23 protein-coding genes and 2 pseudogenes are annotated in these 22,059 nt (G+C 68.2%); 15 read left to right on the top strand and 10 right to left on the bottom strand.

Annotated features, from left to right (window positions below):
• Positions 1-20: 20 nt before the first annotated feature.
• The 3 genes and pseudogenes from ACYVKL_RS29275 to narI all read left to right on the top strand — a co-directional run.
• Complete coding sequence (locus tag ACYVKL_RS29275) at positions 21-587, top strand: DUF308 domain-containing protein (protein ID WP_379166355.1); 567 nt, start codon at positions 21-23, stop codon at positions 585-587.
• Between the two features lie 158 nt (positions 588-745).
• Positions 746-1,198, top strand: a pseudogene (locus tag ACYVKL_RS29270) (nitrate reductase subunit alpha); the annotation flags it as partial.
• Positions 1,186-1,785, top strand: a pseudogene (gene narI, locus ACYVKL_RS29265) (respiratory nitrate reductase subunit gamma); the annotation flags it as partial. The pseudogenes ACYVKL_RS29270 and narI, both read left to right, overlap by 13 nt.
• A 32-nt stretch (positions 1,786-1,817) precedes the next feature.
• On the opposite strand, the gene ACYVKL_RS29260 reads toward narI, so the two are convergent.
• Positions 1,818-2,528: a TetR/AcrR family transcriptional regulator C-terminal domain-containing protein gene (locus ACYVKL_RS29260; protein WP_379166354.1), complete on the bottom strand. Its 711-nt coding sequence runs from the start codon at positions 2,526-2,528 to the stop codon at positions 1,818-1,820.
• Positions 2,529-2,636: 108 nt separating this feature from the next.
• Between ACYVKL_RS29260 and ACYVKL_RS29255 the strand changes: the two genes are divergently transcribed.
• From ACYVKL_RS29255 to ACYVKL_RS29245, 3 genes are all read left to right on the top strand, one after another.
• A complete protein-coding gene (locus tag ACYVKL_RS29255; RefSeq protein ID WP_379166352.1) occupies positions 2,637-4,256 on the top strand; it encodes an FAD-dependent monooxygenase in 1,620 nt (539 codons plus the stop codon).
• A 10-nt stretch (positions 4,257-4,266) separates the two neighbouring features.
• Complete coding sequence (locus ACYVKL_RS29250) at positions 4,267-5,151, top strand: NAD(P)-dependent oxidoreductase (protein ID WP_379166351.1); 885 nt, start codon at positions 4,267-4,269, stop codon at positions 5,149-5,151.
• A gap of 91 nt (positions 5,152-5,242) precedes the next feature.
• The gene (locus ACYVKL_RS29245) at positions 5,243-6,433 is read left to right on the top strand and encodes a DUF418 domain-containing protein (protein WP_379166349.1); all 1,191 of its coding nucleotides are present in this window, start codon (positions 5,243-5,245) and stop codon (positions 6,431-6,433) included.
• Between the two features lie 22 nt (positions 6,434-6,455).
• Here the strand turns inward: ACYVKL_RS29245 and ACYVKL_RS29240 are convergent, their stop codons facing one another.
• The 5 genes from ACYVKL_RS29240 to ACYVKL_RS29220 all read right to left on the bottom strand — a co-directional run bounded on the left by ACYVKL_RS29240 (position 6,456) and on the right by ACYVKL_RS29220 (position 8,992).
• Positions 6,456-6,815: a VOC family protein gene (locus ACYVKL_RS29240; protein ID WP_379166348.1), complete on the bottom strand. Its 360-nt coding sequence runs from the start codon at positions 6,813-6,815 to the stop codon at positions 6,456-6,458.
• A gap of 9 nt (positions 6,816-6,824) precedes the next feature.
• On the bottom strand, positions 6,825-7,673 hold the full coding sequence (locus tag ACYVKL_RS29235) for an alpha/beta fold hydrolase (protein WP_379166347.1): 849 nt from the start codon (positions 7,671-7,673) through the stop codon (positions 6,825-6,827).
• Positions 7,670-8,260 (bottom strand): TetR/AcrR family transcriptional regulator, encoded by a 591-nt coding sequence (locus ACYVKL_RS29230; protein WP_213555740.1) that lies wholly within the window; start codon positions 8,258-8,260, stop codon positions 7,670-7,672. Before ACYVKL_RS29230 ends, ACYVKL_RS29235 begins: the two co-directional genes overlap by 4 nt.
• Positions 8,261-8,334: 74 nt before the next feature.
• Positions 8,335-8,646, bottom strand: coding sequence for an EthD family reductase (locus ACYVKL_RS29225; protein ID WP_379166346.1), 312 nt, complete (start codon positions 8,644-8,646; stop codon positions 8,335-8,337).
• Positions 8,639-8,992 (bottom strand): putative quinol monooxygenase, encoded by a 354-nt coding sequence (locus tag ACYVKL_RS29220; protein WP_379166345.1) that lies wholly within the window; start codon positions 8,990-8,992, stop codon positions 8,639-8,641. The genes ACYVKL_RS29225 and ACYVKL_RS29220 overlap by 8 nt, the downstream gene beginning before the upstream one ends.
• Before the next feature lie 90 nt (positions 8,993-9,082).
• On the opposite strand from ACYVKL_RS29220, the gene ACYVKL_RS29215 reads away from it, so the two are divergent.
• From ACYVKL_RS29215 to ACYVKL_RS29205, 3 genes are all read left to right on the top strand, one after another.
• Positions 9,083-9,982: a LysR family transcriptional regulator gene (locus tag ACYVKL_RS29215; RefSeq protein WP_379166344.1), complete on the top strand. Its 900-nt coding sequence runs from the start codon at positions 9,083-9,085 to the stop codon at positions 9,980-9,982.
• Between the two features lie 104 nt (positions 9,983-10,086).
• Positions 10,087-10,950, top strand: a complete 864-nt coding sequence (locus tag ACYVKL_RS29210; RefSeq protein ID WP_379166342.1) for an SDR family NAD(P)-dependent oxidoreductase — start codon at positions 10,087-10,089, stop codon at positions 10,948-10,950.
• 10 nt (positions 10,951-10,960) lie between these two features.
• Positions 10,961-11,437: a MerR family transcriptional regulator gene (locus ACYVKL_RS29205; protein ID WP_379166341.1), complete on the top strand. Its 477-nt coding sequence runs from the start codon at positions 10,961-10,963 to the stop codon at positions 11,435-11,437.
• 389 nt (positions 11,438-11,826) lie between these two features.
• Here the strand turns inward: ACYVKL_RS29205 and ACYVKL_RS29200 are convergent, their stop codons facing one another.
• Complete coding sequence (locus ACYVKL_RS29200; RefSeq protein ID WP_379166339.1) at positions 11,827-12,882, bottom strand: LacI family DNA-binding transcriptional regulator; 1,056 nt, start codon at positions 12,880-12,882, stop codon at positions 11,827-11,829.
• A gap of 154 nt (positions 12,883-13,036) precedes the next feature.
• Between ACYVKL_RS29200 and ACYVKL_RS29195 the strand changes: the two genes are divergently transcribed.
• The 4 genes from ACYVKL_RS29195 to ACYVKL_RS29180 are packed head-to-tail and all read left to right on the top strand — an operon-like array spanning position 13,037 to position 16,990.
• Positions 13,037-14,368 (top strand): aryl-sulfate sulfotransferase, encoded by a 1,332-nt coding sequence (locus ACYVKL_RS29195; protein WP_379166338.1) that lies wholly within the window; start codon positions 13,037-13,039, stop codon positions 14,366-14,368.
• 24 nt (positions 14,369-14,392) lie between these two features.
• Entirely contained in the window at positions 14,393-15,256 is an 864-nt protein-coding gene (locus ACYVKL_RS29190) for an ABC transporter permease (RefSeq protein WP_379166337.1), read from the top strand.
• 1 nt (position 15,257) lies between these two features.
• The gene (locus ACYVKL_RS29185; RefSeq protein WP_379166336.1) at positions 15,258-16,013 is read left to right on the top strand and encodes an ABC transporter ATP-binding protein; all 756 of its coding nucleotides are present in this window, start codon (positions 15,258-15,260) and stop codon (positions 16,011-16,013) included.
• A 14-nt stretch (positions 16,014-16,027) separates the two neighbouring features.
• Positions 16,028-16,990: an ABC transporter substrate-binding protein gene (locus tag ACYVKL_RS29180; protein ID WP_379166335.1), complete on the top strand. Its 963-nt coding sequence runs from the start codon at positions 16,028-16,030 to the stop codon at positions 16,988-16,990.
• 169 nt (positions 16,991-17,159) lie between these two features.
• Here the strand turns inward: ACYVKL_RS29180 and ACYVKL_RS29175 are convergent, their stop codons facing one another.
• The 3 genes from ACYVKL_RS29175 to ACYVKL_RS29165 all read right to left on the bottom strand — a co-directional run bounded on the left by ACYVKL_RS29175 (position 17,160) and on the right by ACYVKL_RS29165 (position 20,281).
• Positions 17,160-18,200, bottom strand: coding sequence for a fused (3R)-hydroxyacyl-ACP dehydratase subunits HadA/HadB (locus ACYVKL_RS29175; RefSeq protein ID WP_379166334.1), 1,041 nt, complete (start codon positions 18,198-18,200; stop codon positions 17,160-17,162).
• A gap of 191 nt (positions 18,201-18,391) precedes the next feature.
• Positions 18,392-19,036 carry a hypothetical protein gene (locus tag ACYVKL_RS29170; protein ID WP_379166333.1) on the bottom strand — a complete coding sequence of 215 codons (645 nt, stop codon included), beginning with the start codon at positions 19,034-19,036 and terminating at the stop codon, positions 18,392-18,394.
• Positions 19,037-19,075: 39 nt separating this feature from the next.
• Complete coding sequence (locus ACYVKL_RS29165; protein ID WP_379166332.1) at positions 19,076-20,281, bottom strand: FAD-dependent monooxygenase; 1,206 nt, start codon at positions 20,279-20,281, stop codon at positions 19,076-19,078.
• Between the two features lie 313 nt (positions 20,282-20,594).
• Between ACYVKL_RS29165 and ACYVKL_RS29160 the strand changes: the two genes are divergently transcribed.
• Complete coding sequence (locus ACYVKL_RS29160; protein ID WP_379166331.1) at positions 20,595-21,146, top strand: carboxymuconolactone decarboxylase family protein; 552 nt, start codon at positions 20,595-20,597, stop codon at positions 21,144-21,146.
• Between the two features lie 84 nt (positions 21,147-21,230).
• Complete coding sequence (locus ACYVKL_RS29155; RefSeq protein WP_379166330.1) at positions 21,231-22,058, top strand: alpha/beta fold hydrolase; 828 nt, start codon at positions 21,231-21,233, stop codon at positions 22,056-22,058.
• Position 22,059: the final 1 nt, after the last annotated feature.

The following is a 22,059-nucleotide window of genomic DNA, read 5'->3' as shown; positions in this document are numbered from 1 at the left end:
ATGGGTCATATCATTACCTCGTGCCCGCCAATCGGATAGAGGGGCGAAGCGAGGTTTTCGCCGACTGGGCTTGGCAGTCGCTGGTGGTGACCGGCGGCTGTTCGGTGGTGCTGGGGGTGGTGCTGGCCGTCCGGCCGGACAAATCGTGGACTGTGGCCGACATTCTGTTCGGACTGGTGCTGCTGGCGTCGGCGGCCTTCCAGTTGGTGATGGCGTTCGGGGCCCGGATGTCCACCCCGCTCAAGTGGCTGGAGGTCGTGAGCGCGGCCGTCGCGCTGCTGCTCGCGTTCTGGACGCTCGACGGCGGCGCGTGGGTCTCCTTGCTGTCCTTGTGGATCGCGATCGGCTGGGTGCTGCGCGGGATCGTGCAGGCGATCGTGGGGGTGTGGTCGGAGCAGTACGCGGGCGCGGGCCGGCTGGAGTTCGTCGGACTGGCCACGGTCGCCGCCGGGGTGGGAATCGCGGTCGCGTCGTTCGAGACGTTGCCCGCGCTGGCGATCGCGGTCGGATTGCTGACCGTCGCCCTCGGTGTCTCCGAGATCGCGCTCGGGTTGCGCCTCGAGCCGCGTGCCGTCGAATCCATCTGACAGATAGGCCAGCTCGACGGCCGGATTGCTCCCGGGTAACTAACCAGCTTGATATTCGCTGGTTGCCCCAAATTTGCCAGTAGGTTCGGTGTGTTCGTGTGCTCGGGAACTCCTTCGCGCGACGCATGCCGCCGCGTCATGGTGAGAGGCAGGGGTAGATGGCGCGAAACAACGGCGGCGGGGTGGTCGACAGCGAACTCACCGAGGCGTTGATCCGCTCCCGGAGGTTCTTCACCCGCGCCGAGATGTCGCCGGACCTGCGCAGCGAATACCTGCGCGGCGGACGACAGTCCGACGACTTCTACCGCGACCGCTGGTCCCACGACAAGGTGGTGCGCTCCACCTACGGGGTCAACTGCACCGGCTCCTGCTCGTGGAAGGTGTACGTCAAGGACGGCATCATCACCTGGGAGACCCAGGCCACCGACTACCCCAGCACCGGCCCGGACCGGCCCGAGTACGAGCCCCGTGGCTGCCCGCGCGGCGCCGCGTTCAGCTGGTACACCTACTCGCCGACCCGCGTGCGCTACCCCTACGTGCGCGGCGTGCTGCTCGAGCTGTACCGGGAAGCCAAGGCGCGCACCGGAGATCCGGTCCCCGGCTGCTGCGACTGGGTTCGCCGCTGTTCCACTACGGCATCGTGTTCGTGTTCCTGGGCCACGTGATCGGCCTGGTGATCCCGGAATCGTGGACCGAGGCGGTCGGCATCAGCGAAAGCATGTACCACGCGGCCTCGTTCAGTCTGGGCGCGATCGCGGGCATCGCGACGGTCGTCGGCCTGCTGATCCTGATCTACCGCCGTCGCACGGTGGGCCCGGTCTTCTCGGCCACCACCCGCAACGACAAGATCATGTACATCCTGCTGGGCCTCACCCTGGCCCTCGGCCTCGGCGCGACCCTGTACGGCAACCTGACCGGCCACCCGCACAACTACCGCGAGGACATCGCCCCGTGGTTCCGGTCCATCTTCTACTTCCAGCCCAAGCCGGAGCTGATGGTCAACGCCCCCACCGGCTTCCAACTCCACGCCTTGTCCGCCTGGGTCCTATTCGCCTTCTGGCCCTTCAGCCGCCTGGTCCACGTCTTCTCCGCCCCCGTCGGCTACCTGAGCCGCCCGTACGTGGTCTACCGCAGCCGGGACAACCTGAACCCCGGCAAGTCCAAGCCCCGGCGCGGCTGGGAACCGGTCGGGCACTAACGGAAACGGCGCCGGGCCTGATTCGGGGGGGATCAGGCCCGCCGCTGTGCTGTCGCGAGGACTCCTTCGAGGACGCAGGACAGGCCGAAGGTGAAAGTCTGGGCGGGGGTGAGATCTTCGGCGTCGCGGATGCGGCGGGCGAAGTGCGGATAGTCGCCGGTGGCGATGGCGGAGCGGAGGTAGGGGCCGACCGCGGCGCGCCACTGTTCTTCGGTGAGGCCGGTGCGGCGCTGGGCGCGAAGCTCCGCCAGTTCCTGGACGACGGCGCCGGCGACATAGGCGAGCACGGTGTCGACGATATTGGCGGCGAGGGTGATGTCATCGGTCGATTGCAGGGCCGCGGCCATGGCGATATCGAAGCGGCGCAGGGCATTCGGGCCGAGGGCGGGGCGACCGGACAGTTCCGGGCCGAGCCACCGGTGACGGAGCAGTAGGTCACGGAAGTGATGGGCGACCGCCGCCAGGTCGGTGCGGGCGTCGCCGGTGAGGGCAGGCGGTGCGATCTCGGCCTGGGCGGCGTCGATCATCAGGTCCAGCAGTTCGCCGCGGTCGGCGACGTAGCGGTAGAGCGAGGCGGTGCCGGAAGCGAGTTCGGTGGCGATGCGACGCATGGACACCGCATCCAAGCCCTCGGCATCGGCCAGGGCGAGGGCGGTCCCGACGATGCGGTCGACGCCCGGCGCCCGGCGTGCGGGCTCCCGGCGATCCCTGCTCCACACGAGCATCGGGTTGTCGTTCGTCATCGGGCTCCCGTCCGGATCTTCGCGCCTCACGGCGCCATTGCACTGAGCCTAACACTGTGGTTACGGTGTAACCACAACGGCTACGGTGTTTCCATAAGGAGTTCGGCGATGACTGACCAGCGAGTTCCCGTCCTGATTGCCGGAGGAGGCACGGTCGGTTTGGCCACCGCTTTGTTCCTGTCCGGATACGGCGTCCAGACCCTGGTGCTGGAGACGCAACCCGGACCCTCACCGCATCCGCGAGCCACCGGCATCTCGCGGCGAACCATGGAGATGCTGCGCGCCGAAGGCCTCGAGGCTGCCGTCAATGCGGTGAGCATCGACATGGTGGCCGGGCTCGGCAAGGTCTACGCCCGCACCCTGGCCGAGACCGACTTCACCGCACCGAATCCCGCGGCGGCCGCCGCCGCGCGCCTGGACGAAACCAGTCCGGCGCTGGTGCGCGGCACCTGCCCGCAACATCGGCTCGACTCGGTGCTGCTGCCCGCGGCCCGGGAACGCGGTGCGGTGGTGCGGCATTCGACACGGCTGGAGTCGTTCATCCAGGACGGCTCCGGCGTGCGCGCGGTGCTGTCCGATGGCTCGGTCGTGCACGCCGACTACCTGATCGCGGCCGACGGGGCGCGCAGTGAGGTTCGTGGCGCGTTGGATATCGCCATCAGCGGACCCGGGCCGCTGGGGACGCCGATGATCGGCATGCTGTTCCGCGCCGACCTGACGCCCTATACCGGCGGCCGGACCTTCGCGACGTGCACCATCGACAATCCGGAGGTCTCCGGACTGCTGGTCACGGTGGACGGCGTGCGCGAATGGATTCTGCATGTGCCATCCGATGATTCGGGCGAGGGATTCACCGCCGCCCGCTGCACGGCGTTGATCCGTGCGGCCGTCGGCGACTCGACCGTCGAGGTCGAGGTGGTCAGTGTGCTGCCGTGGCGTCCACGTGGCCAGCTGGCCGAACAGTTCCGGGACGGCCGTGTCTTCCTCGTCGGCGACGCGGCCCACACCGTGCCTCCGCTGGGCGCTTTCGGGCTCAATACCGGTGTCGCGGACGCGCACAACCTCGCGTGGAAGATCGCAGCCGTACACCACGGCTGGGCCGGCGCGGGGCTGCTGGCCAGCTACGAGGACGAGCGGCGGCCGGTCGCCGCGACGACACTGGAACAAGCCGTGCTTCGGCTGCCTGATCCACGCCTGCACTGGGAGACGTCTCCTGAGATCGTCGCTGCCCGTCAGGAGGCCGGTGTGCTCAACGCTCCTGTCGTACATGCGGGCTACCGCTACGAATCGTCTGCCGTCATCGGCTCGAATCCGGAACTGCCCTCGACCGAGGACATCTCACTGGTCCTGGACGGCACGCCCGGCTCTCGTCTGCCGCATCGGTGGGTGCATCACCACGAAGGTCGGATGTCGACCTTGGATCTCGTCGGTCGCGAACTCGCTGTCCTGACCGGCGACGCTGAGTGGGCCCAGGCGGCGCGTGACGCGGCGCACGCCCTCTCGATTCCGCTGACCGTCCATCGAATTGCGCTGGTGGACATCGGCTGGACCGGCAGTGTCGGCATACATGCGGACGGTGCGGTCCTGGTGCGCCCCGATCACGTGGTCGCCTGGCGAATGATCGAACGGCCCACCGACCCGCGCGCCGCCATGATCGATGCACTCGGAGAGGTGCTCTCGCTCGAGCGCGCGGAAAACCGCTTCGCGGGGCGGATCCGGGGTCGGTAGGGTTCGGCGGGTGGCGAGGATCGCGTTTCTGGGGTTGGGCCGGATGGGTGCGGGCATGGCGGCGCGGATGGTGGCCGCTGGGCACGAGGTGACCGTGTACAACAGGACGCCGGAGAAGGCGGCTGAAGTCGTCTCTGCCGGGGCCGCGTTCGCGGAGACACCGCGCGCGGCCGCGAAGGACGCCGAGGCGATCTTCGCGATGGTGGCCGATGACGAGGCCTCGCGGGCCGCTTGGCTGGGCGCCGACGGTGCGTTGGCAGGGGAGTACGCACCCGGCGCGTTCGCGGTGGAGTTCTCCACCATCTCACGGCCTTGGGTGGACGAGCTGTCGAAGCACGCTGCGGCGCATGGTCTTCGCTACCTCGACTCGCCAGTGACCGGACTCCCCGATGCGGCGGCGGCAGGGCAGCTGACCCTGTTCGTCGGCGCGGACATCGCCGATCTCGAGGCCGCCCGGCCACTCCTGGAACCCCTGTGCTCCAACATTGTCCACTTCGGCGATGTGGGAGCGGGCGCGAGCTACAAACTCATACAGAACCTCCTGGGCTCTGTTCAGATCGCCGCCACCGCGGAGGCGCTGCGGACCGCGGAACTCGCGGGATTGGATCTCGCTGTCGTCGCCGACACCCTTTCCCGCGGTGGTGCGGCCAGCCCCACGGTGATTCGCATGTGCACCGAGATGCTCGCCGGCGGCCACGACCGCGACATCGCCTTCACTGCGGCCCTGCGGCTCAAGGACACCCGGATCGGTGTCGAGCTGGCTGATGCGCTTGGAACCCCTGCGGCCCTCGGTCACACTGCCGAGCAGATCTTCGAGCGCCTGGTGGCGGCCGGACATGGCGATCTCTCCGAAACGAAGCTCATCGACCTGCTCAGAAGTCGCGCCGTGGGATGACTTCGAGCAGCTGTCAATACCGCTGAGGTCGGATGTGGAATCCGGGGTCACGATGGATGTGGCACCGGGCGGGCGAACATAGCGTGAAGGCATGTCCGAGCAGCTCGAAACCCAGGTGACCGACGTGCGGCGAGATCGTCGCATCGGAGTGGTCGACAGTTTGCGCGGGTTCGCGCTGTTCGGGATTCTCGTGACCAATACCGTGGTGGCGACCATGTTCTGGTCGTCGCAGGGGGCGGACGGTGATCCGCGGCCGATGTTCGAGAGCACCGCTGATCTGTTCGTGTACGGCGTGGTCGAAGGGTTCTTCCTCGGGAAGTTCTATCTGCTGTTCGCGTTTCTGTTCGGGTACTCGTTCACCTTGCAGATCGCCGCGGCCGAACGCGCCGGGGTTGCGCCGGTACCGAGATTGTTGCGGCGGTGCTTGGCGCTGTTTCTGATCGGGCTGGCGCATGTGCTGCTGCTGTGGATCAGCGACATTCTCACGCTCTACGCGGCGCTGGGCCTGATGCTGGTGGCGCTCCGTTGGATTCGGCCGCGGCCGGCGCTCATCGCCGGACTGGCGTTGTACTTCGGGTTCGCCTCACTGGCGTTCGTACCGGGCGACGGTGGACTGGCCGGGTTGGGGGACGTCTTCGACGTGCAGCGGATGCATGACGGCTTCACCGGCACGTTCGGTGACACTCTGCGGGCTCAGCTGTCCTTCGGTCCGAAGTTCATGGTGTTCACCTGGCTCGAGCAGGGCATTCCGGCGCTGGGGATGTTCCTGGTCGGACTGGCAGCCGGTAAGCGGCGGGTGCTCGAGGACGCGGAGTGGATCAGCCGGTGGTTGCCGCGGGCGCTGGCGGTGGGTTTCGGTGTGGGGCTGCCGGTTTCGGTCGTCACAGTGGCGTTGATGACCGTGCACGGGAAGCTGCCGTCGTTCTGGTCCGGGTTGCAGGAATTCGCGAATCCGCTGTTGACGCTCGGTTATGCGGCCGGAATCGTGTGGCTGGCGCGGTATCGCTGGGCGGGCGCGGTGGGGTGGCTGGCGCCCGCCGGGCGCATGGCGGCCACCAACTACATCGGGCAGTCGGTGGTGATGATGCTCATCTACACCGGATATGGCCTGGCACTGGCGGATCGTGTGCCGCCCGCCGGGGTCGTGCTGCTCGCGGTCGCGACCTATCTCGCGCAGTTGCGGGTGAGCGCGTGGTGGCTGCGGCAGCATCCGTATGGTCCGGTGGAGTGGCTGCTGCGCGCCGCGACATACCTGTCGGTTCCCGCCTGGCGGAGGGCCTGAATACGCCGCTGCGGCAGCGGGTTCAGGGCAGGTCGTAGGCCGTGGCGTGGCGGGGCTGGTACATGCCGATCTGGCCCGCGCCGGGCACCTTCAGCATGGTGAGCAACCCCCACCCCGCATTGATCACCTCCGAGGTGAACTCGACTCCCTTGGACCGCAATTCGTCGACGGTCGCTTCCAGGTCGTCGCACATGAGGTACAGCTCGGCCTTGCCACTGTCGGGGACGTCCGCCGGGTGGACGGCGAGTTCGGCGGGCGGCGACTTGAAGATCAGCCAGCCGTCGTTCGCGTCGACGTAGGCCAGGCCGAGGACGTCACGGAAGAAGGCCCGTGCCGCCTCGGCGTCCTCGGCGTACAGGATGGTGTGCGCACCGGTGATCATGTGCTGACGCTAACAGCGACCCGCGCCTTCGACGCGCAGGTGAGTGGTCAGGATGTCGGCCAGTCGGCCGGCGAATTCGGGCGCTTCGGTGCGCATGCCGTTGTGGGCGCCGGGGAACTCGGTGAGCTCGATACCGAGCTTGCGGGCGATCTCAGCGGCCGGCCGGTACGGCAGGCAGCCCCGGGTCTCCTGCCCGGCCGCCATGACCAGCCGATCCTTCAGCGGGGCCAGCGCCGCGAAATCGGGAACATAGGAGGTGAACTCCCGCAGCTCGTGTTCGAGCATCAGCGGGCCGTTGGCGGCGAGCCGCGCCCACATCTCCGCGGCCCGCGGCGGCAACTCGTCCGGCATCGGAGACGGCTTCATCGCATTGCCGATTCCGGCGAGGAAGCGTGCGCCCGCGGCGGCGGGACCGTCGGCGCGGAACAGCGTGTACACCTCCTCGATCATGGCGCGCTGCTCGACGGCATCGGGAAGCACACCGAAGCACGGCGGTTCATGCGCCACCAGCAGCGCCACCCGCTCCGGATGCCGCGCCAGCAGATCCAATCCGACAACCGCCCCGGCGCTGCCGCCGACGACGAACGCGGGCTCGTCGGTGAGATGACTCAGCAGGCGGAACGCGTCATCGCTCTGCACCTCGACCCGCTGCGTCTGCTGCGGACCGTCGAGCACACTGCGCGAATACCCGCGCGGGTCCAGCGAGGCCACCGTGAACCGGTCCTGCAGCACCTCGGCGATCGGATCGACCGATGCCGCGTCGCCCCCGCCGCCCGGCAGGAACAACACCAGCGGCCCGCTGCCGCGCACCTCGTAGTACAACGTCGCGCCGGGCACCCGGAGCATCTCGGATCTCATTGCGGTGTCTCCTGTTTCGATGTCGGCCACTGCGTCAGCAGCAGATGCAGGGCGTCGAGGATGCGCGCCCAGGACCCGTCGGTCTCGCGGGAATGGTTGAAGCCACCGCCGGTCTCGAGCGTCGCGTACCCGTGAAAGGTGCTGCGCAACAGGCGACCGGCATCGATCAGCTCGGTGCCGTCGAGGTCGTAGCCGCGCAACAGCGCCTCGGTCAACTGCACACTGCGGACCGCGCCGGGCGCGTCCGCGATGGCTTCGATGTCGAGCTTGCGCTGTGTGGCCGCATACCTGCCCGGATGCTCGCGGGCATAGTCGCGATACGCGTTCGCGAACGCGACCAGCGCGTCCTTACCGGCCCGGCCGGCGACCGCGACACCGATCCGATCGGTCATCTCGAGCGCCCCCTGCAGCGCGACGCGCGTGCGCAGATCCTCCAGATTCCGCACATGCGTGTAGAGACTCGGATCCTTGACTCCGAACCGCTTGGCCACCGCGGCCAGCGTCACGTTGTCGATCCCGATGTCATCGGCCATCTCCGCGGCCGCCTGCGTGATCCGCTCGGCGTTCAGACCCACCCGGGGCGACATGACTCCATCCTTCCTATGAGTATTAGGTTACTTCCTAATATACATAGGTTTGTGAGCCTCGCAGTGGTCCCGCCTCAGCCGATGCCGTCCTGCACCGGATAGTCGATGACGACCACACCGCCGGTGGCGTAGTTGACGACATCGGCGGACACCCGCTGACCTTGCGGCGACGACCGCGCCACGGCCAGGGCGGCGTCGTCGGCGAAGTCGGCTTCGAAGACCGCGAAATACGGCGCTTCTCCGTTGGTCGCCGCGACATCGAAGCTGTAGCGGCACGCGAGCAGGCCGGGCCAATTCATGACCAATGGAATGTGGTTGGTCACGTAGTAGTCGCGGAAGTGGTCAGGGTCGGCAGGCTTGGGATACAGGACCAGCAACCTATGCATGACGACCTCCGTCCAGAGACGAGACCATGACACTGCGCGACAGCGGGATTCGGGTGAGGGCGGCGGTGGATTCGAGATCCGCGTGGGTGTCGTCGGCCAGCCAGCCGGGAAGATCGGCGACGAAGGCCGCAACCGCGGGGAGGGCCATGTGGGTGTCGACCGCGGTCTGGTCCGCGTACAGCTCACGGAGGAGGTAGCGGCCGGGGCGGGACGGGTCGCGCCAGAAGCCGTAGTCCAGGACGCCGGGTTCGGTGGCCGCGTCCCTCGCGAGGGCGGTGAGGGATGACTCGAAATCGGCTGTGCGACTGGGGATGATATCCAGTATCGCGGTCAGTTGAATCGCCATATACGCACGTTAGAGCCGTGACAGCGGTCGAGGGAAAGACCGGGACGGGATAGGCTCAGAACGGATCGTTATCAATCGACGGGAAGAGCCTTGACTCCGGACACCCTCAGCCTGCGGTACTTCCTGGTGCTCGCGGAGGAGTTGAACTTCACCCGGGCGGCGGAGCGGATCGGTATCGCGCAGCCGGGTCTCAGTGCCCGGATCCGGCGGCTGGAGGCGGAACTGGGCGCGGCGCTGCTGGTGCGGAGCACGCGCAGCGTCGAATTGACCACGGCCGGTGCCGCTTTGGCCGAAGCCGCGCCGGCGGCATTGGCGGCGCTGGACCGGGCATGGGAGACCGCACGGCGGGCGGGGGCCGGGGAGCTGGGCGCGCTGCGGATCGGATACAGCCTCAGCGCCGGGGCCGGGACCGCTCCCGCGCTGGTGGACAGGCTGATTCAGGCAAATCCGGGGCTCGAGGTCCGCGCGGTGCCGATGGCGACACCGGAGATCACGCCCGCTGTCGCCGCGGGCCGCATCGACGCCGGGATCACCCGCGGTGAACAGCCCGGACGTGGGGTGCGCCGGTTCCTGCTGCGGAGCCAGCGGATCGGGGTGCAGCTGGCGCGGAATCATCCGCTGGCCGAATGCGCGGAGATCGAGATCGCCGATGCCGCGGGCTATCCACTGCGACTGCCCGACCGGGCGGCCAACCCGGTCGTTCACGACCAACTCGCCGCATTGTTTCGCGACACCGAACCGCAGCCCCGATTCCGCACGCCCGCAATCTCTTTCGACATCGCACAGCGGGATCTACACGATGGCCTCACCCTCGCTCCGGCCGGTGAGGCCGCCGTCACGGCCCAGCCCGCCGGGCTCACCTGGCGTCCCCTGTACGGCGCGCCCGCCCTGACCCTCCATCTCGTCCTCCCTCGCGAGCAGTCACCGCTGCACCATCGCGTGCGTGCCGCCGCCAAAAGCCTGGCGCACGAACTGGATTGGCTGCCCTGAACCCCGGCCACCCCACCGTGACCAGCGGCAGCGCCGAGACCGAACGGGCTTGATCTCGACGTCGGCTTGCGTTCGAGCGCGCTCGAAACCATATCGTCGCCGCCATGACTACCGATGCAACCCAGACCTGGATCATCACCGGCGCTTCGAAGGGCTTCGGGCGCGCGCTGGCGGAGGCCGCGCTCGCAGCGGGTGACAATGTCGTCGTGGCGGTCCGCAATCCGGACGGCATGGCCGACCTGGCGGCCGAGTATTCCGACACGTGTCTCGTCGCTCGCTTCGACGCACGCGATACGCACGCGGCAGCCGGATTGGTGAGCGCCACCCTCGACCGGTTCGGTCGTCTCGACGTGCTCGTGAACAATGCCGGCCGGGCGGTGATCGGCGCGGTCGAAGAGGTCAGCGACGCACAGTTGCGAGACCTGATGGACCTGCACCTGTTCGGCCCGGCGGCGCTCGTGCGGGCCGCGCTGCCCGCGATGCGCGGCCGGCGCAGCGGCACGATCGTGCAGATGAGCAGCCAGGGCGGACGAGTGGCCTTTCCCGGTGTATCGGCCTACTGCGCATCGAAGTTCGCACTCGAAGGCTGGTCGGAATCTCTCGCGGCCGAGGTCGCGCCGTTCGGGGTGCGCGTGCTGCTCGTCGAGCCCAGCCGGTTCCGTACCGCGTTCAACGCGGGACTCGAGTTCAGCGCGGTGTCGGACAGCTACCGTGACACCCTTGCCCCGCTGCGCGCCGACATGGCGGGCGCCGACGGCGTGCAGGAAGGTGACCCGGTGCGCGCGGCCGGCATCATCGTGCGACTCGCGCACAGCGAGCACGTCCCGCTGCGCCTGCCACTCGGATCGGAGGCGGTCGAACGGCTGTCCGGCGTCTACCGTCGTGGCTTGGCAGAGGTCGAGCGCTGGGCCGAGATCGCCCGCAGCGCCGATTTCGACGACGCCGTTTCCGCGGTTCGCCCTGTCTAGGCTCGATGGCATGGCGACCGACGAATTGATGGAACGGGCGCTGGCGATGCTCGGCGACGAGGACGACGACCTGGCCTCGGTCGAGGTGATTCAGCGACTGTCCAACGCCGCCGACATCGAGGCGCCGATGAGCATCGCTGCTGTCGCGGACATGCTCGACATCTCGCCCCACACCCTGCGCTACTACGAGCGTGTGGGGCTGGTCGAGGTCGGCCGCGACAGCAGCGGTTACCGCGCGTACGACGCCGAGGCAGTGCGGAGGTTGGTGTTCCTGACCCGGATGCGGTTGTCCGGCATGCCGATGCGCGATCTCCAGCACTACATCGAGCTCGTCGACTCCGGCGAGGACACCGTGCCGGAACGGCTCGACCTGCTGATCGAGCACCGCGACACGATCCGCCGCCGCATCCGCGAGCTGACCCTGTCACTCGCCGCGACGGAGTACAAGATCGCCACCTACGGCGGCCGTACCGGCCCGGACGCATAGCGCATCGTTCCTCGACCTTCCTCGCAACGCCCGGACCGCTGCAAACCCGAGGGCCGCTCAGCCTATTGCCGGTTTCCGCCGTACCTTAGCTACACCCCGTATAGTCCGATCGCGAAATACCTTGGCAGGCATCGCATTTGCCTGTCCACCGATGCGATATCTCGATGTATGCCGGGCACCTTGCCGCCACTGTTCCCCGAGTGGCTCGGCGATGCCGGCGTCGGCGGCACCGCCCTGCTGGTCGGATTCGGCACGCAAGTGGTTCAAACACTACCGCCGACGCCAGGGGCACCGCTCAGCGAGACGTGAGCCCCTCGAACGTGAGGTTTACCGCGCGACGCCGAGCGGCCTCGTCCCAGCCGCAATGCTCCGCCGCGGCGGCTCCCACCTCAGCGCGGTTCCGACGCCGTCCGGTCCGGTGTGCAGCCGCAGGTCTCGCCGACGCTGAGGTGGACATCGAACGGCTCCGGGAGGGTGTCGGCGGGTTGCGAGGTGCCCGCGGCGTCGAGGACCTGGGACAGGGCGGTGCGGGCGATGTCATCGATGGGCTGCTGCACGGTGGTGAGCCTGAGCGGGGCGTAGGCGTTCGCGGTGTCGGCGTCATAGCCGACGACCGCGATGTCCGCGGGGATGCGTAGTCCGGCATCGGATATCGCACGGAGGGTGGCGGCGGCCTGGGCGTAGGTGCCGACCACCATGCCGTCCGGGGCCGGGCCGTCCGCGAGGTGTCGACTGACGGCACGATAGGCGCCGGACGCGGTGAGGTCGGTCGGAATCCTTACCGCCGCGGCGGTTCCGACGATGGACAGATAGCCCTCGTAGCGTTGTGCGACGGTCTCGCGGTCTCCGTGCTCGACCTCCTCGGCGGTGAATCCGCCCACGAACACGATGTTCTCGCGCTGATGCTCCCCGCGCAGGTGACCCGCGGCCAGTCGGCCCGCCTGGACGTGGTCGGCGCCGACCATACCCGCGTCCACATGGTCGCGGTTGTTGTGCACCCACACGATGGGAATCCGAGCCTGCCTGCACAGTTCGGCGGTGGCGCGGCCGTTCGCGCCGCCGACCACGATCAGGCCCTCGATGCCGGAATCGACGAAGGCGGCGGCGAATTCGAGCTCACGTTCGGGGTCGTAGGCGGTATTGCCGATCAGGGTCAGGTGGTCGCGGTGGCGGGCTTCGGTCTCGATGTGGCCGACCAGGGTGGCGAACAGGGGCAGGCGGACGTCGGGGATGAGCAAGCCCAGGTGGCGCCAGCGGCGTGGACGGCGCAAGGCGCGGGCGGCACGGTCGGGCCGATAGTTGAGTTCGTCGAGTGCGGCGGTGACGCGGGCGCGGGTGGCCTCGGAGACCGGACGGGGGCCGTCGTTGAGGACGTAACTGACGACGGCGGTGGACGTTCCCGCTCGCCGGGCCACATCGGCGAGGGTCGTGCGCTTGGCAGTCACGTCGGTCCCACTCTCGTCGCTCGCGGGCCGTGGGCCCAGGCTTGAAATCGTTCTGATTCTTACAGTCTGAGCACCGAGGATCTCCTACGCAAATCGATTAGATTCGTTACATCCGCGACCCGATCGCTTAACAGCCGACTGATGGAGTGAATGCATGGCTTTCGTACGACACACCGGCGTCACCTACTTCGAACCCGAATCCGCCCATGCGAGCTACATCCTGTTCACCGGCGCGGACTCGGTCACCCGACTCATCGATCTGGACGGCGAGGTCCGCCACGAGTGGCCCTTCGCCGGCGTCCCGCCCCGCATCCTCGACCCCGCACGCACCGGCGGCCGACTCGGCGACGTGGGCGTGCAACTGTCGCTCAGCGGTGATCCGCGCGGCGGAATCTACGCCAACGGCACTGTGGGTCAACTGACCTGGGACGGCGAGACCGTGTGGGAGTGGGGCGCGCAGGCCCCGGGCGGTGCGGCCCGGCAGAACCACGACTGGGAGTTGCTCGCCAATGGGAACCGCTTGCTGCTGGTCACCATTCCGAGAGTGGTCCCATCGCTGGGTCCGGCGGTCGTCGGCGACCAGGGCTTGTACGAGGTCGCGCCGGACGGGTCGATCGTCTGGGAATGGCGCGCGGGCGACCATCTCGACGAACTCGGCTTCTCCGAGGCCGGGTGGAAGGCCTTGCGTGAGACGGTGGCTCGCGACCCCGACGACGCGTGGGGCTACCTCGAGATGAACAGCGCCACGACACTCGGCCCGAACCGCTGGCACCGGGCCGACCCCGACAGCGTGTTCCATCCCGACAACATCCTGATCAGCAGCCGCAAGGCGAACGTGGTCGCGGTGATCGACAAGACCACGAAATCGATCGTGTGGAAGCTGGGTCCCTACTTCGCCGCCGAGGCCGGAGCCCAGCATCAGCGGATCAGCGCGCACAAGGTGCCGCGGCCGCTCGATCAGATTTCCGGGCAACACAATCCGCACCTCATCGCCGACGGTCTGCCGGGCGCGGGCAATATCCTCGTGTTCGACAATCAGGGCGGCGCCGGGTATCCGCCGGCACCGCTGGGCATCTACGCCGGTTCGCGGGTACTCGAGATCGATCCGGCGACCGAGCAGATCGTGTGGCAGTACACGGCCGAGGATTCGGGTCTGCCGCCGTGGACGTTCCACAGCTCCTTCGTGAGCAATGCCCAACGGCTGCCCAACGGCAACACGCTCATCACCGAAGGCATGAACGGCCGGCTCTTCCAGGTGACTCCGCAGGGGGACGTGGTGTGGGAGTACGTGTCGCCGTACGAAGGTCTGGGAGTCGCCGGGGAACCCGAGGTCCACGAGCCGCGGGTGCCGGGCGTGGATCGACTCAGCACGACGCCGCTGGTGTATCGGGCGCAGGCGGTGCCGTTCGACTGGGTGCCGCTCGAGTCGCCGCGTTCCGCCCCGACCGCCGTCGATCTGCGGTCACCTGCCCGTCCCGCCACGTAGCTCCACCGAATTCAGGTGCATCCCATGACATCGAGCCTGCAAACCTCACCGGAAGCCACCGCCGCGCCGGCCTCGCGCGCGGTCACGTCCACGCCCCGGCGGCTGCCGCGGCCACTGGCGCGCGTGGGCCCGCGCTGGCGGACGGTCGGCGGAACGGCGGCGGGAATCGGCCTGGCCGTCCTCGTGTGGTCCCTGGTGGCCGCGGCCGAACCCTTTCCGCGGCAGTTGTTTCCGCCCGTGCCCCAGATCCTGCGCGCCGGGCACGCACTGTGGGCGGACGGCCTGCTGATACCCGATATCACGGCCAGTCTGCGACGCGCGCTGCTCGGCTTGGTCGTCGGTGTGGCGGCCGGCGTCATCGCCGCGGTCGTCACCGCGAACACCCGGGTCGGGCGGGGGCTGCTGCAACCGGTACTGCGGCTGTTGTCGCCGGTCCCGACGATCGGGTTGGTGCCGCTCGCGATCCTGTGGTTCGGAATCGGTGAGAACAGCAAGGTTCTCGTCATCGCGCTGGGGGTGTTCGTTCCGGTCTGGATCAACAGCCATTCCGGATTCGCCGGCACCCCCGTCGACTACCTGCAGGCCGCGCGGTGCCTGGGTGCGGGGCGCTGGCAGACGCTGACGCGGATCATCATCCCCGAGGCGGTGCCCGACGTGGTGGCCGGTGTCCGGGTCGGCGCCGCCATGGCGTTCGTGCTGATCGTGGTGGCGGAAATGACCGGCACCACCGCCGGTCTCGGCTATCGCATCTATCAGGCGCAGCTGTTCTCCCAAGCGGACCGGCTGATCTTCTGCCTGCTGGTGCTCGGAGTACTGGGTGCGCTGTCGGATCTCGCGATCGCCGCGATCACCGCGCCGGTCCAGCGCTGGGCGCGGGAGGTGAACTGACATGGCGATCGCCACTCACGATCTGCTGGTGCGTTTTCCGAACACGCCGGAGCCCACACTGCACGGCATCGACCTGGCGATCCCGGACGGCTCGTTCACCGTGCTGGTCGGGGCGTCGGGCAGCGGGAAGTCGACGCTGCTGCACTGCCTGGCGGGACTCATCGCGCCGACCTCCGGCACGGTGACCGACGGTGGGGCGCCGGTGCTCGCGCCCGAACCCCGGCGCGGGGTCGCCTTCCAGCGCGATGTGTTGTTCCCGTGGCTGAGTGTGGCGGGCAATATCGAGTTCGCACTGCGGGCGCACGGTGTCCCTTTTCGACTGCGGCGCAGCCGGATCGAGGAATTGCTGGACCTGGTCGGGCTGCCCGGAGAGGTCCGGCGCAAACGACCGGCTCAGCTGTCGGGCGGTATGCGCCAGCGGGTCGGCATCGCGCGCATGCTCGCCGGTGAGCCCGACATCATGCTGATGGACGAGCCGTTCGCCGCACTCGACGCGCTCACCCGCCTGAACATGCAAGACCTGCTCATCGATCTGTGGACCCGATTGCAACGCACCGTCGTCTTCGTCACCCATGACGTGGACGAGGCAATTCGGTTGTCCGACACCATCGGCGTCCTCGCCGACGGGCGGATCACCGATCAGATCAGCAATCCGCTCAGCCGGCCCCGGCCCGCCGACACCCTGGCCGATCAGCCCGGTTACAGCGAACTGCGCCGCCGTCTGCACCACGAACTCGGAATCGAACACGCGAGATGAAAAGAAGATCAGCCGTGAAGAAGCTCCTTCGTCCATTGACCACCGCCATCGCTCTGCTCGCCCTGGTGGTTCCGCTCGCCGCCTGCGGCGACTCCGGCGACTCCGACCCCAAAACGCTCACCGTCGGGTTCGTGGTCGACCCGTCGTGGGCGCAGATTCCGGTCGCCCAGCAGGCCGGTCTGTTCGCGAAGCACGACGTGAAGGTCAAGGTCGTCAATTTCGCGACCGGTGTGGAAGCGTTGCAGGCGCTCGCGGCCCACCAGGTCGACATCGCCACCGCCGCCGATGTGCCGACCGCGGCCACGCTGCCCCGCTCTCCCTCGCTGCGCGTGGTCGGGGACGGGTCCCGGTGGCAGGGTTCGCGTATCGTCGCCCGGCGCAGCGCCGGCATCACCTCGGTCGGTGATCTGGCGGGGCACTCGATCGGCACGCCGCTGGGCACCAGCGCGGCCTACTTCGCCTCGAATGTGCTCTCGCACAACAATATTTCGGCGAATCTCGTCCAGGTCGCGCCGTCGGCGATCCTGACCGCCGCGACCCAGCACAACGTCGACGCGGTCTCGATCTTCCAGCCCTACCAGGCCCAGGTAGTCGAATCCCTGGGAGGCGACGCCGTCGAACTCACCGGCAGCACCTACAACCAGCACAGCCTCTACCTCGCGACAGACACGGCGATCGCATCGAAGTCCGCTGCCCTGACCAGCTTCTTCGCGGCCCTGGGTGACGCCGGAGCCCTGCTCACCGCACGATCCGGCGACGCGATCTCCGCCGTGGCCGCCGCCACCCAGCTGACTCCGGCGCTGATCACGAAGATCCTGCCGGAGTTCGACTACGTCCTGCAGTTGCGGCCCGAGCTCGCCGGCACCCTCGGCAAGCTCGCGACCTGGGCCAAGGATCAGGGCAAGGTCGATCGATCGATTCAGTTGCCCGACTACAACACCCTGCTCGTGGCGGGGTTCGTGAACAGCGGCAACTGATTCCGCTCAGGGGGCGGCGGTGTCGAGGGAAAGCGTTGTCATGGGAATCAGATTCGGGCTCGGCGCCGGGAACCAGGCGGTGTCGTGGCCGGGGATGGCACCGCCTGGAACGGCGACGGACGCGAGGTGAGACTGCCCTGACAACGGCCGGAACTACTGCGGGGGAGGGTTAGGCGAGGCGGACTTCCGCGGTGGCGAGGCCGAAGACCTTGCGACCGGCCGCCTTGGCGACGATGACGACGACGGCGGTCCTGGTTTCGGGATCGAGGGACTTGATGCGGCCGCTGAATTCCACGATGCCGGCCGAGTCGGCCTCGATGACCGTGTAATTCGACAGCCGGACGCTGTAGCGGAGCATCGCGCCCGGGTCGCCGAGCCAGCCGGTGACGAATCCCGCGCCCAGGCCCATGGTGAGCATGCCGTGGGCGATCACGTCGGGCAGACCGGCGAGGGTGGCGACCTCGGCGTGCCAATGGATCGGGTTCACGTCGCCGGAGACGCCGGCGTAGTTGACCAGGTCGCCGCGCGTCAGGGTGACGGTGCGGGGCGGCAGTTCGTCACCGACGGCGACGTCCTCGAACCGGAAAGCGCTGCCTGGGGTGCGGGTGCGCGAGATCGGCGAAAGGCTCGCGGCGGCATCGGAATCCGCGCCGGGCAGCCCGCTCATGTCGGCGGTGGTCCGGGGCGCCGTGTCGATCCCGGTCATCATGACGCGCTCGATGGTGTCGCTGATGTCGGCGTTGACGTCCTCGCTGGTGAGGCCGACGACGGTGGTGTGCATGATCTGCACGATGTCGCCGCTCTGGTCGAGGAACGTGTTGGTGATGGTGAGCAGGTCCTTGCCGCCGATGCGGCGCACCGTGGTCAGCTCGACGTCGCTGACGAGTCGGTCGCCGGTGAGCACCGGCTTGTACATCTCGAAGACCTGATCGGTCTGCACGATCACGTCGTAGCCTTCGAGCACGGTCTGCAGCAGCCGCCGGTTGGCCAGCATCGCCGCGGTGGAGATGAACGTGGTCGGCGCGATCAGACCGGGGTATCCGAACTCGCCGGCGGCGGCCTCACTCCAGTGGGCCGGATGGAAGTCCTGTACGGCTCTTGCGTACTCGCGGATCTTCTCCCGGCCCACCTCGTAGTAGTCGTCCACGCGATAGCGATGCCCCACCAGTCCAGCCACATCGAACGTCGCTTCCACCAAGCTCTCCTCCATCCGGATTCCATCCCCCTTCGCCTCGGCGCGGGCAGCGCCGAGTTCATCGAGTGGAACGTCACCTTCTCACAAGCCGTGGTGCTCGTGCCGAGAAACACACGTAGGTACGCAACACAGTACGGGCCATGCAAATTGGCTATGAGTCGGCCCGGTCTTCGTTCGTGTGGACCGGGAGCAGCTCGCCGCGCAAGTCAGAAGGGGTACTCCGCGGACAACTGCCCGTCGAAACAGTGCGCGGCATGTTCCCGCATCCGCGGCCCGTACACCGGGTCTCGGGCCAGGTCCGTATACGTCTGGAACTTGCAGTCGACCAACCCCGCTGCCTCGGCGACATAGACATCGAAGCCCGGGAACATCAGGCCCGCATACGGCATGTCATCGACGTCGAGCGCGAGCACCGGATACTCACCGTGCGAGTCGGCCTCGCCCACGGCCAGCACCCGCCGCGAGTCCGACCCACCCGGCAGCAGAAAACACTCCGGAAACCGCCCTGCCAGATCCTTGTACGTCTCGCCCCACGGCTGCCCCAGCTCGTCGTCGACCAACTGATCCAACGGCCGCGGCGCGAATCCACCGTCCGCGTCGAACCATCCGCACCGCTCGAACATGCTCACATCGAACGCCAACCACTCCCGCAAGCTCGGCGACACGGCACGCCCCGACGGAAACACCGGCGCGCCCACCGCTTCCGCTGCCATCGGCCGAGCCTCGCCGTCCACCCACGGGGTGTGGCCGACCCATTCGACGGGCTCGAACATCGCCCGCCCGGGCTGCCGCCGCACCGCCTCGATAACCCGCCGCGTCAACCCGACCCCGTGCCGGCGCTCATCAGTCATGGCGCGCAAGCTAACAGACCCGACCGACCACACTCGCCCTCACGGTCTGGCTGTGGAGGTGCTCGACACTTCGGCAGGTGTTCCGAGGTCGAGTAGGTCCGCGTAGTCGGGCAGCTCGAGGCCGTTGATCGCACGCTCGATCAGCGCCATGTCCCACTCGGGCTGGGCATCCGGATCCGGGAAAGCGAGGCTGTGCGCGTGCAACCGGCCGATCTCCTGGTTCGCCTCGACGAACGAACGCATCCGTGCCTCGTAAGCGGCGAACCCGGCCTCCGGGTCCCATCCGGAGGCGGCCAGCTCTCCGGCCAGCAGGTAGGCGCCGACCAAGGCCAGACCGGTGCCCTGACCGGACATCGGCGACGAACTGAACGCGGCGTCGCCGAGCAGACCCACGCGCCCGCTCGACCAGCGGTCCATGACCACCTGGGCGACCTGGTCGAGGTAGAAGTCCGGGGTGTCGTCGAGGTGCGCGAGGATGCGCGGGGCCAGCCAGCCCATGCCGGCCATCCGCTCGCGCAGCAGGCGCTTCTGGGCGGTGACGTCGCGATAGTCGACGTCGAAATCGGCTGCGGGGAAGGAGAATACGGCCATCGCGTGCCCGGCGTCCCGGATGGGTCGCAGTCCGGCGGAACGCCCGGACTCCTGGTAGTCGAGCAGCCAGCGCTCCAGCTCGAATTCGTTGGGCACGGTGTAGAAGGCCAGCACCAACCCGAGATGACGGACGAAACGCTCCCGCGGCCCGAACACCATCTCCCGCAAGGCCGAGTGCAGCCCGTCGGCCCCGATCACCAGCTCGAAGCGCCGCCGGTCGCCGCTCGCGAAGACGACGTCGACGCCGTCCGCGTCCTGGGTGAGCTCGGCGATCCGGTCGCCGAAAATGTATTCGACACCGTCGCGGGTGTCGTCGTAGAGCACCTGGGACAGATCCCCGCGCAGAATCTCGATCTCCGAGATGTACCCGTCTCCGCCGTCGTCCTCGGCGCGAAAGGTCTCGAGCACTGTGCCGTCCGCGTCCACGGTGTGCGCGCCGGCGGTCTCGGTCCGTGCCGCGCGCACCGCCGCATCGAGCCCCATGCGCCGGATGACCTCCTTGGCCACTCCGCGCGCGTCCACCGCCTGCCCGCCGGGCCGCAGTTCCGGAGCCCGCTCCACCACGGTCACCTGCGCTCCCCGCCGCTGCAGCCAGTGGGCCAGCGCGGGCCCCGCGATACTGGCCCCCGCCACCAAAACCCTGTTACCGCTCACTGCGCCTCCCGCTCACCCGGCCGGTTCCCTGCCCGGCTCGATTGGTTCTGCTCTGACACACCACTTTCGGTGTATCCAAACCTATCGACGACGCGGCCATCCAGAATTCATCGGCGACGCCCCACTCCGGCCGGTTCGATCGTTGCCGGGGACCGACATTCTGGCGTGGAACGCCGAATCGCCGGCGCGGCGGCCGGGGTCGATAGACGCGGATCACTGATATCGGACCGGGCTTGCTACTACGCATCGTCGTTTCGGAGGCCTAGGATTGATCTCGGGAACGAACAGTGAACCGCCACAGGGGAGGCATCACATGCGCGCCATCAGTCGAATCATGAGCTACTTCAAGACGATCCGCCGGGCCCAGCGCAATCGGACAGACCTGTTCGGCTGGCTGCTGCGGCGACCACAGGTGCTGATCAGCACCATGATCTACGAGACCATGCTGCTGTTCACCAACAAGGTCGACCCGAAGCTGAAGGATCTGGCCGAACTGAAGACGGCCGCGCTGGTCAACTGCCAGTTCTGCCTGGACATCGGGTCGACGCTGGCCCACTACGGCGGGCTCACCGAAGCCCAGGTCACCGACCTGCCGACGTATCAGGACAGCGGCGCCTACAGCGACACCGAGAAGCTGGTGCTCGCCTTCGCCGAGGCCATGACCCTCACCCCGACCTCACTGGACCTCGACCACATCCGCGCCCAGCTGCTGACCCGGATGAACAAGTCCCAGCTGACCGAGCTGGCCGCCGCCATCGCCTGGGAGAACCAGCGGGCCCGGGTGAACCAGGGCCTGGGTGTGCGCCCGCTCGGCTCGGCCGACGGCGTGGCCTGCGCGCTGCCCGAGTCTCGCCGCGCCGTGTGAGGCTTTTCCCTTCGGGCCGCGATGAATTCGGCGCGGTCGTACCGTCATGACAGGTGTCCATGTACCGAACGACCTGGAGCAACCATGACCACGACCGCACCTGTCACCTCCGGAACCGTCGCGGTGCCCGACGGCACCCTCTACTACGAAGTCCGCGGCAGCGGCCCGCTCGTCGCGCTGGTCGGCGCCCCGATGGATTCGGGTCCCTTCGGCGCGCTGGCCGAACTGCTCGCCACCGGCTACACCGTCGTGTGTCCCGACCCGCGCGGCCACGGCCGCAGCACCGTCATCGACGCCGAGCAGGACTCGACACCGGAATTGCGCGCCGACGACCTGGCCCGGGTGATCACCCACATCGGGCAGGGGCCGGCCGTGGTGCTCGGGTCGAGCGGCGGTGCGATCACCGGACTCGCGCTGGCCATCGCCCGCCCCGAACTCGTCTCCACCCTCATCGCGCACGAGCCGCCGCTGCGCGAACTCCTCGACAACCGTGCCGAATTGACGGCACTGACCGACGAGATGATCGCGGTCTACAACAGCGGCGATCCGATCGGCGCGATGCGCAAGTTCGGTGAGATGACCGGTCTGTCCATGCCCGAGGAGATGCTGGAGCAGATCTTCGGCGGCGAGCGTGACCCGCGGGCCATCGCCTCCGACGACTTCTTCTACCGGCACGAACTGCACCCCACCTCCGGGTGGCGGCCGTCCCTCGACGCGCTGCGCGCCACCCCGGCGACGATCGTCATCGGAATCGGCGACCAGTCCGCGGACCTGTTCTGCGACCGCACCTCTCGTGCGCTGGGAGCCGAGCTGGGCATCGAACCGACCCTGTTCCCGGGCGGCCACGCGGGCTTCATGGAACAGCCCGACGCGTTCGCCGAGCGCGTGCGTGAGGTCATCGAGGCGCACTAGC

It is taken from the genome of Nocardia tengchongensis, assembly GCF_054781395.1.
This window is presented reverse-complemented; position numbering and strand designations above follow the sequence as displayed.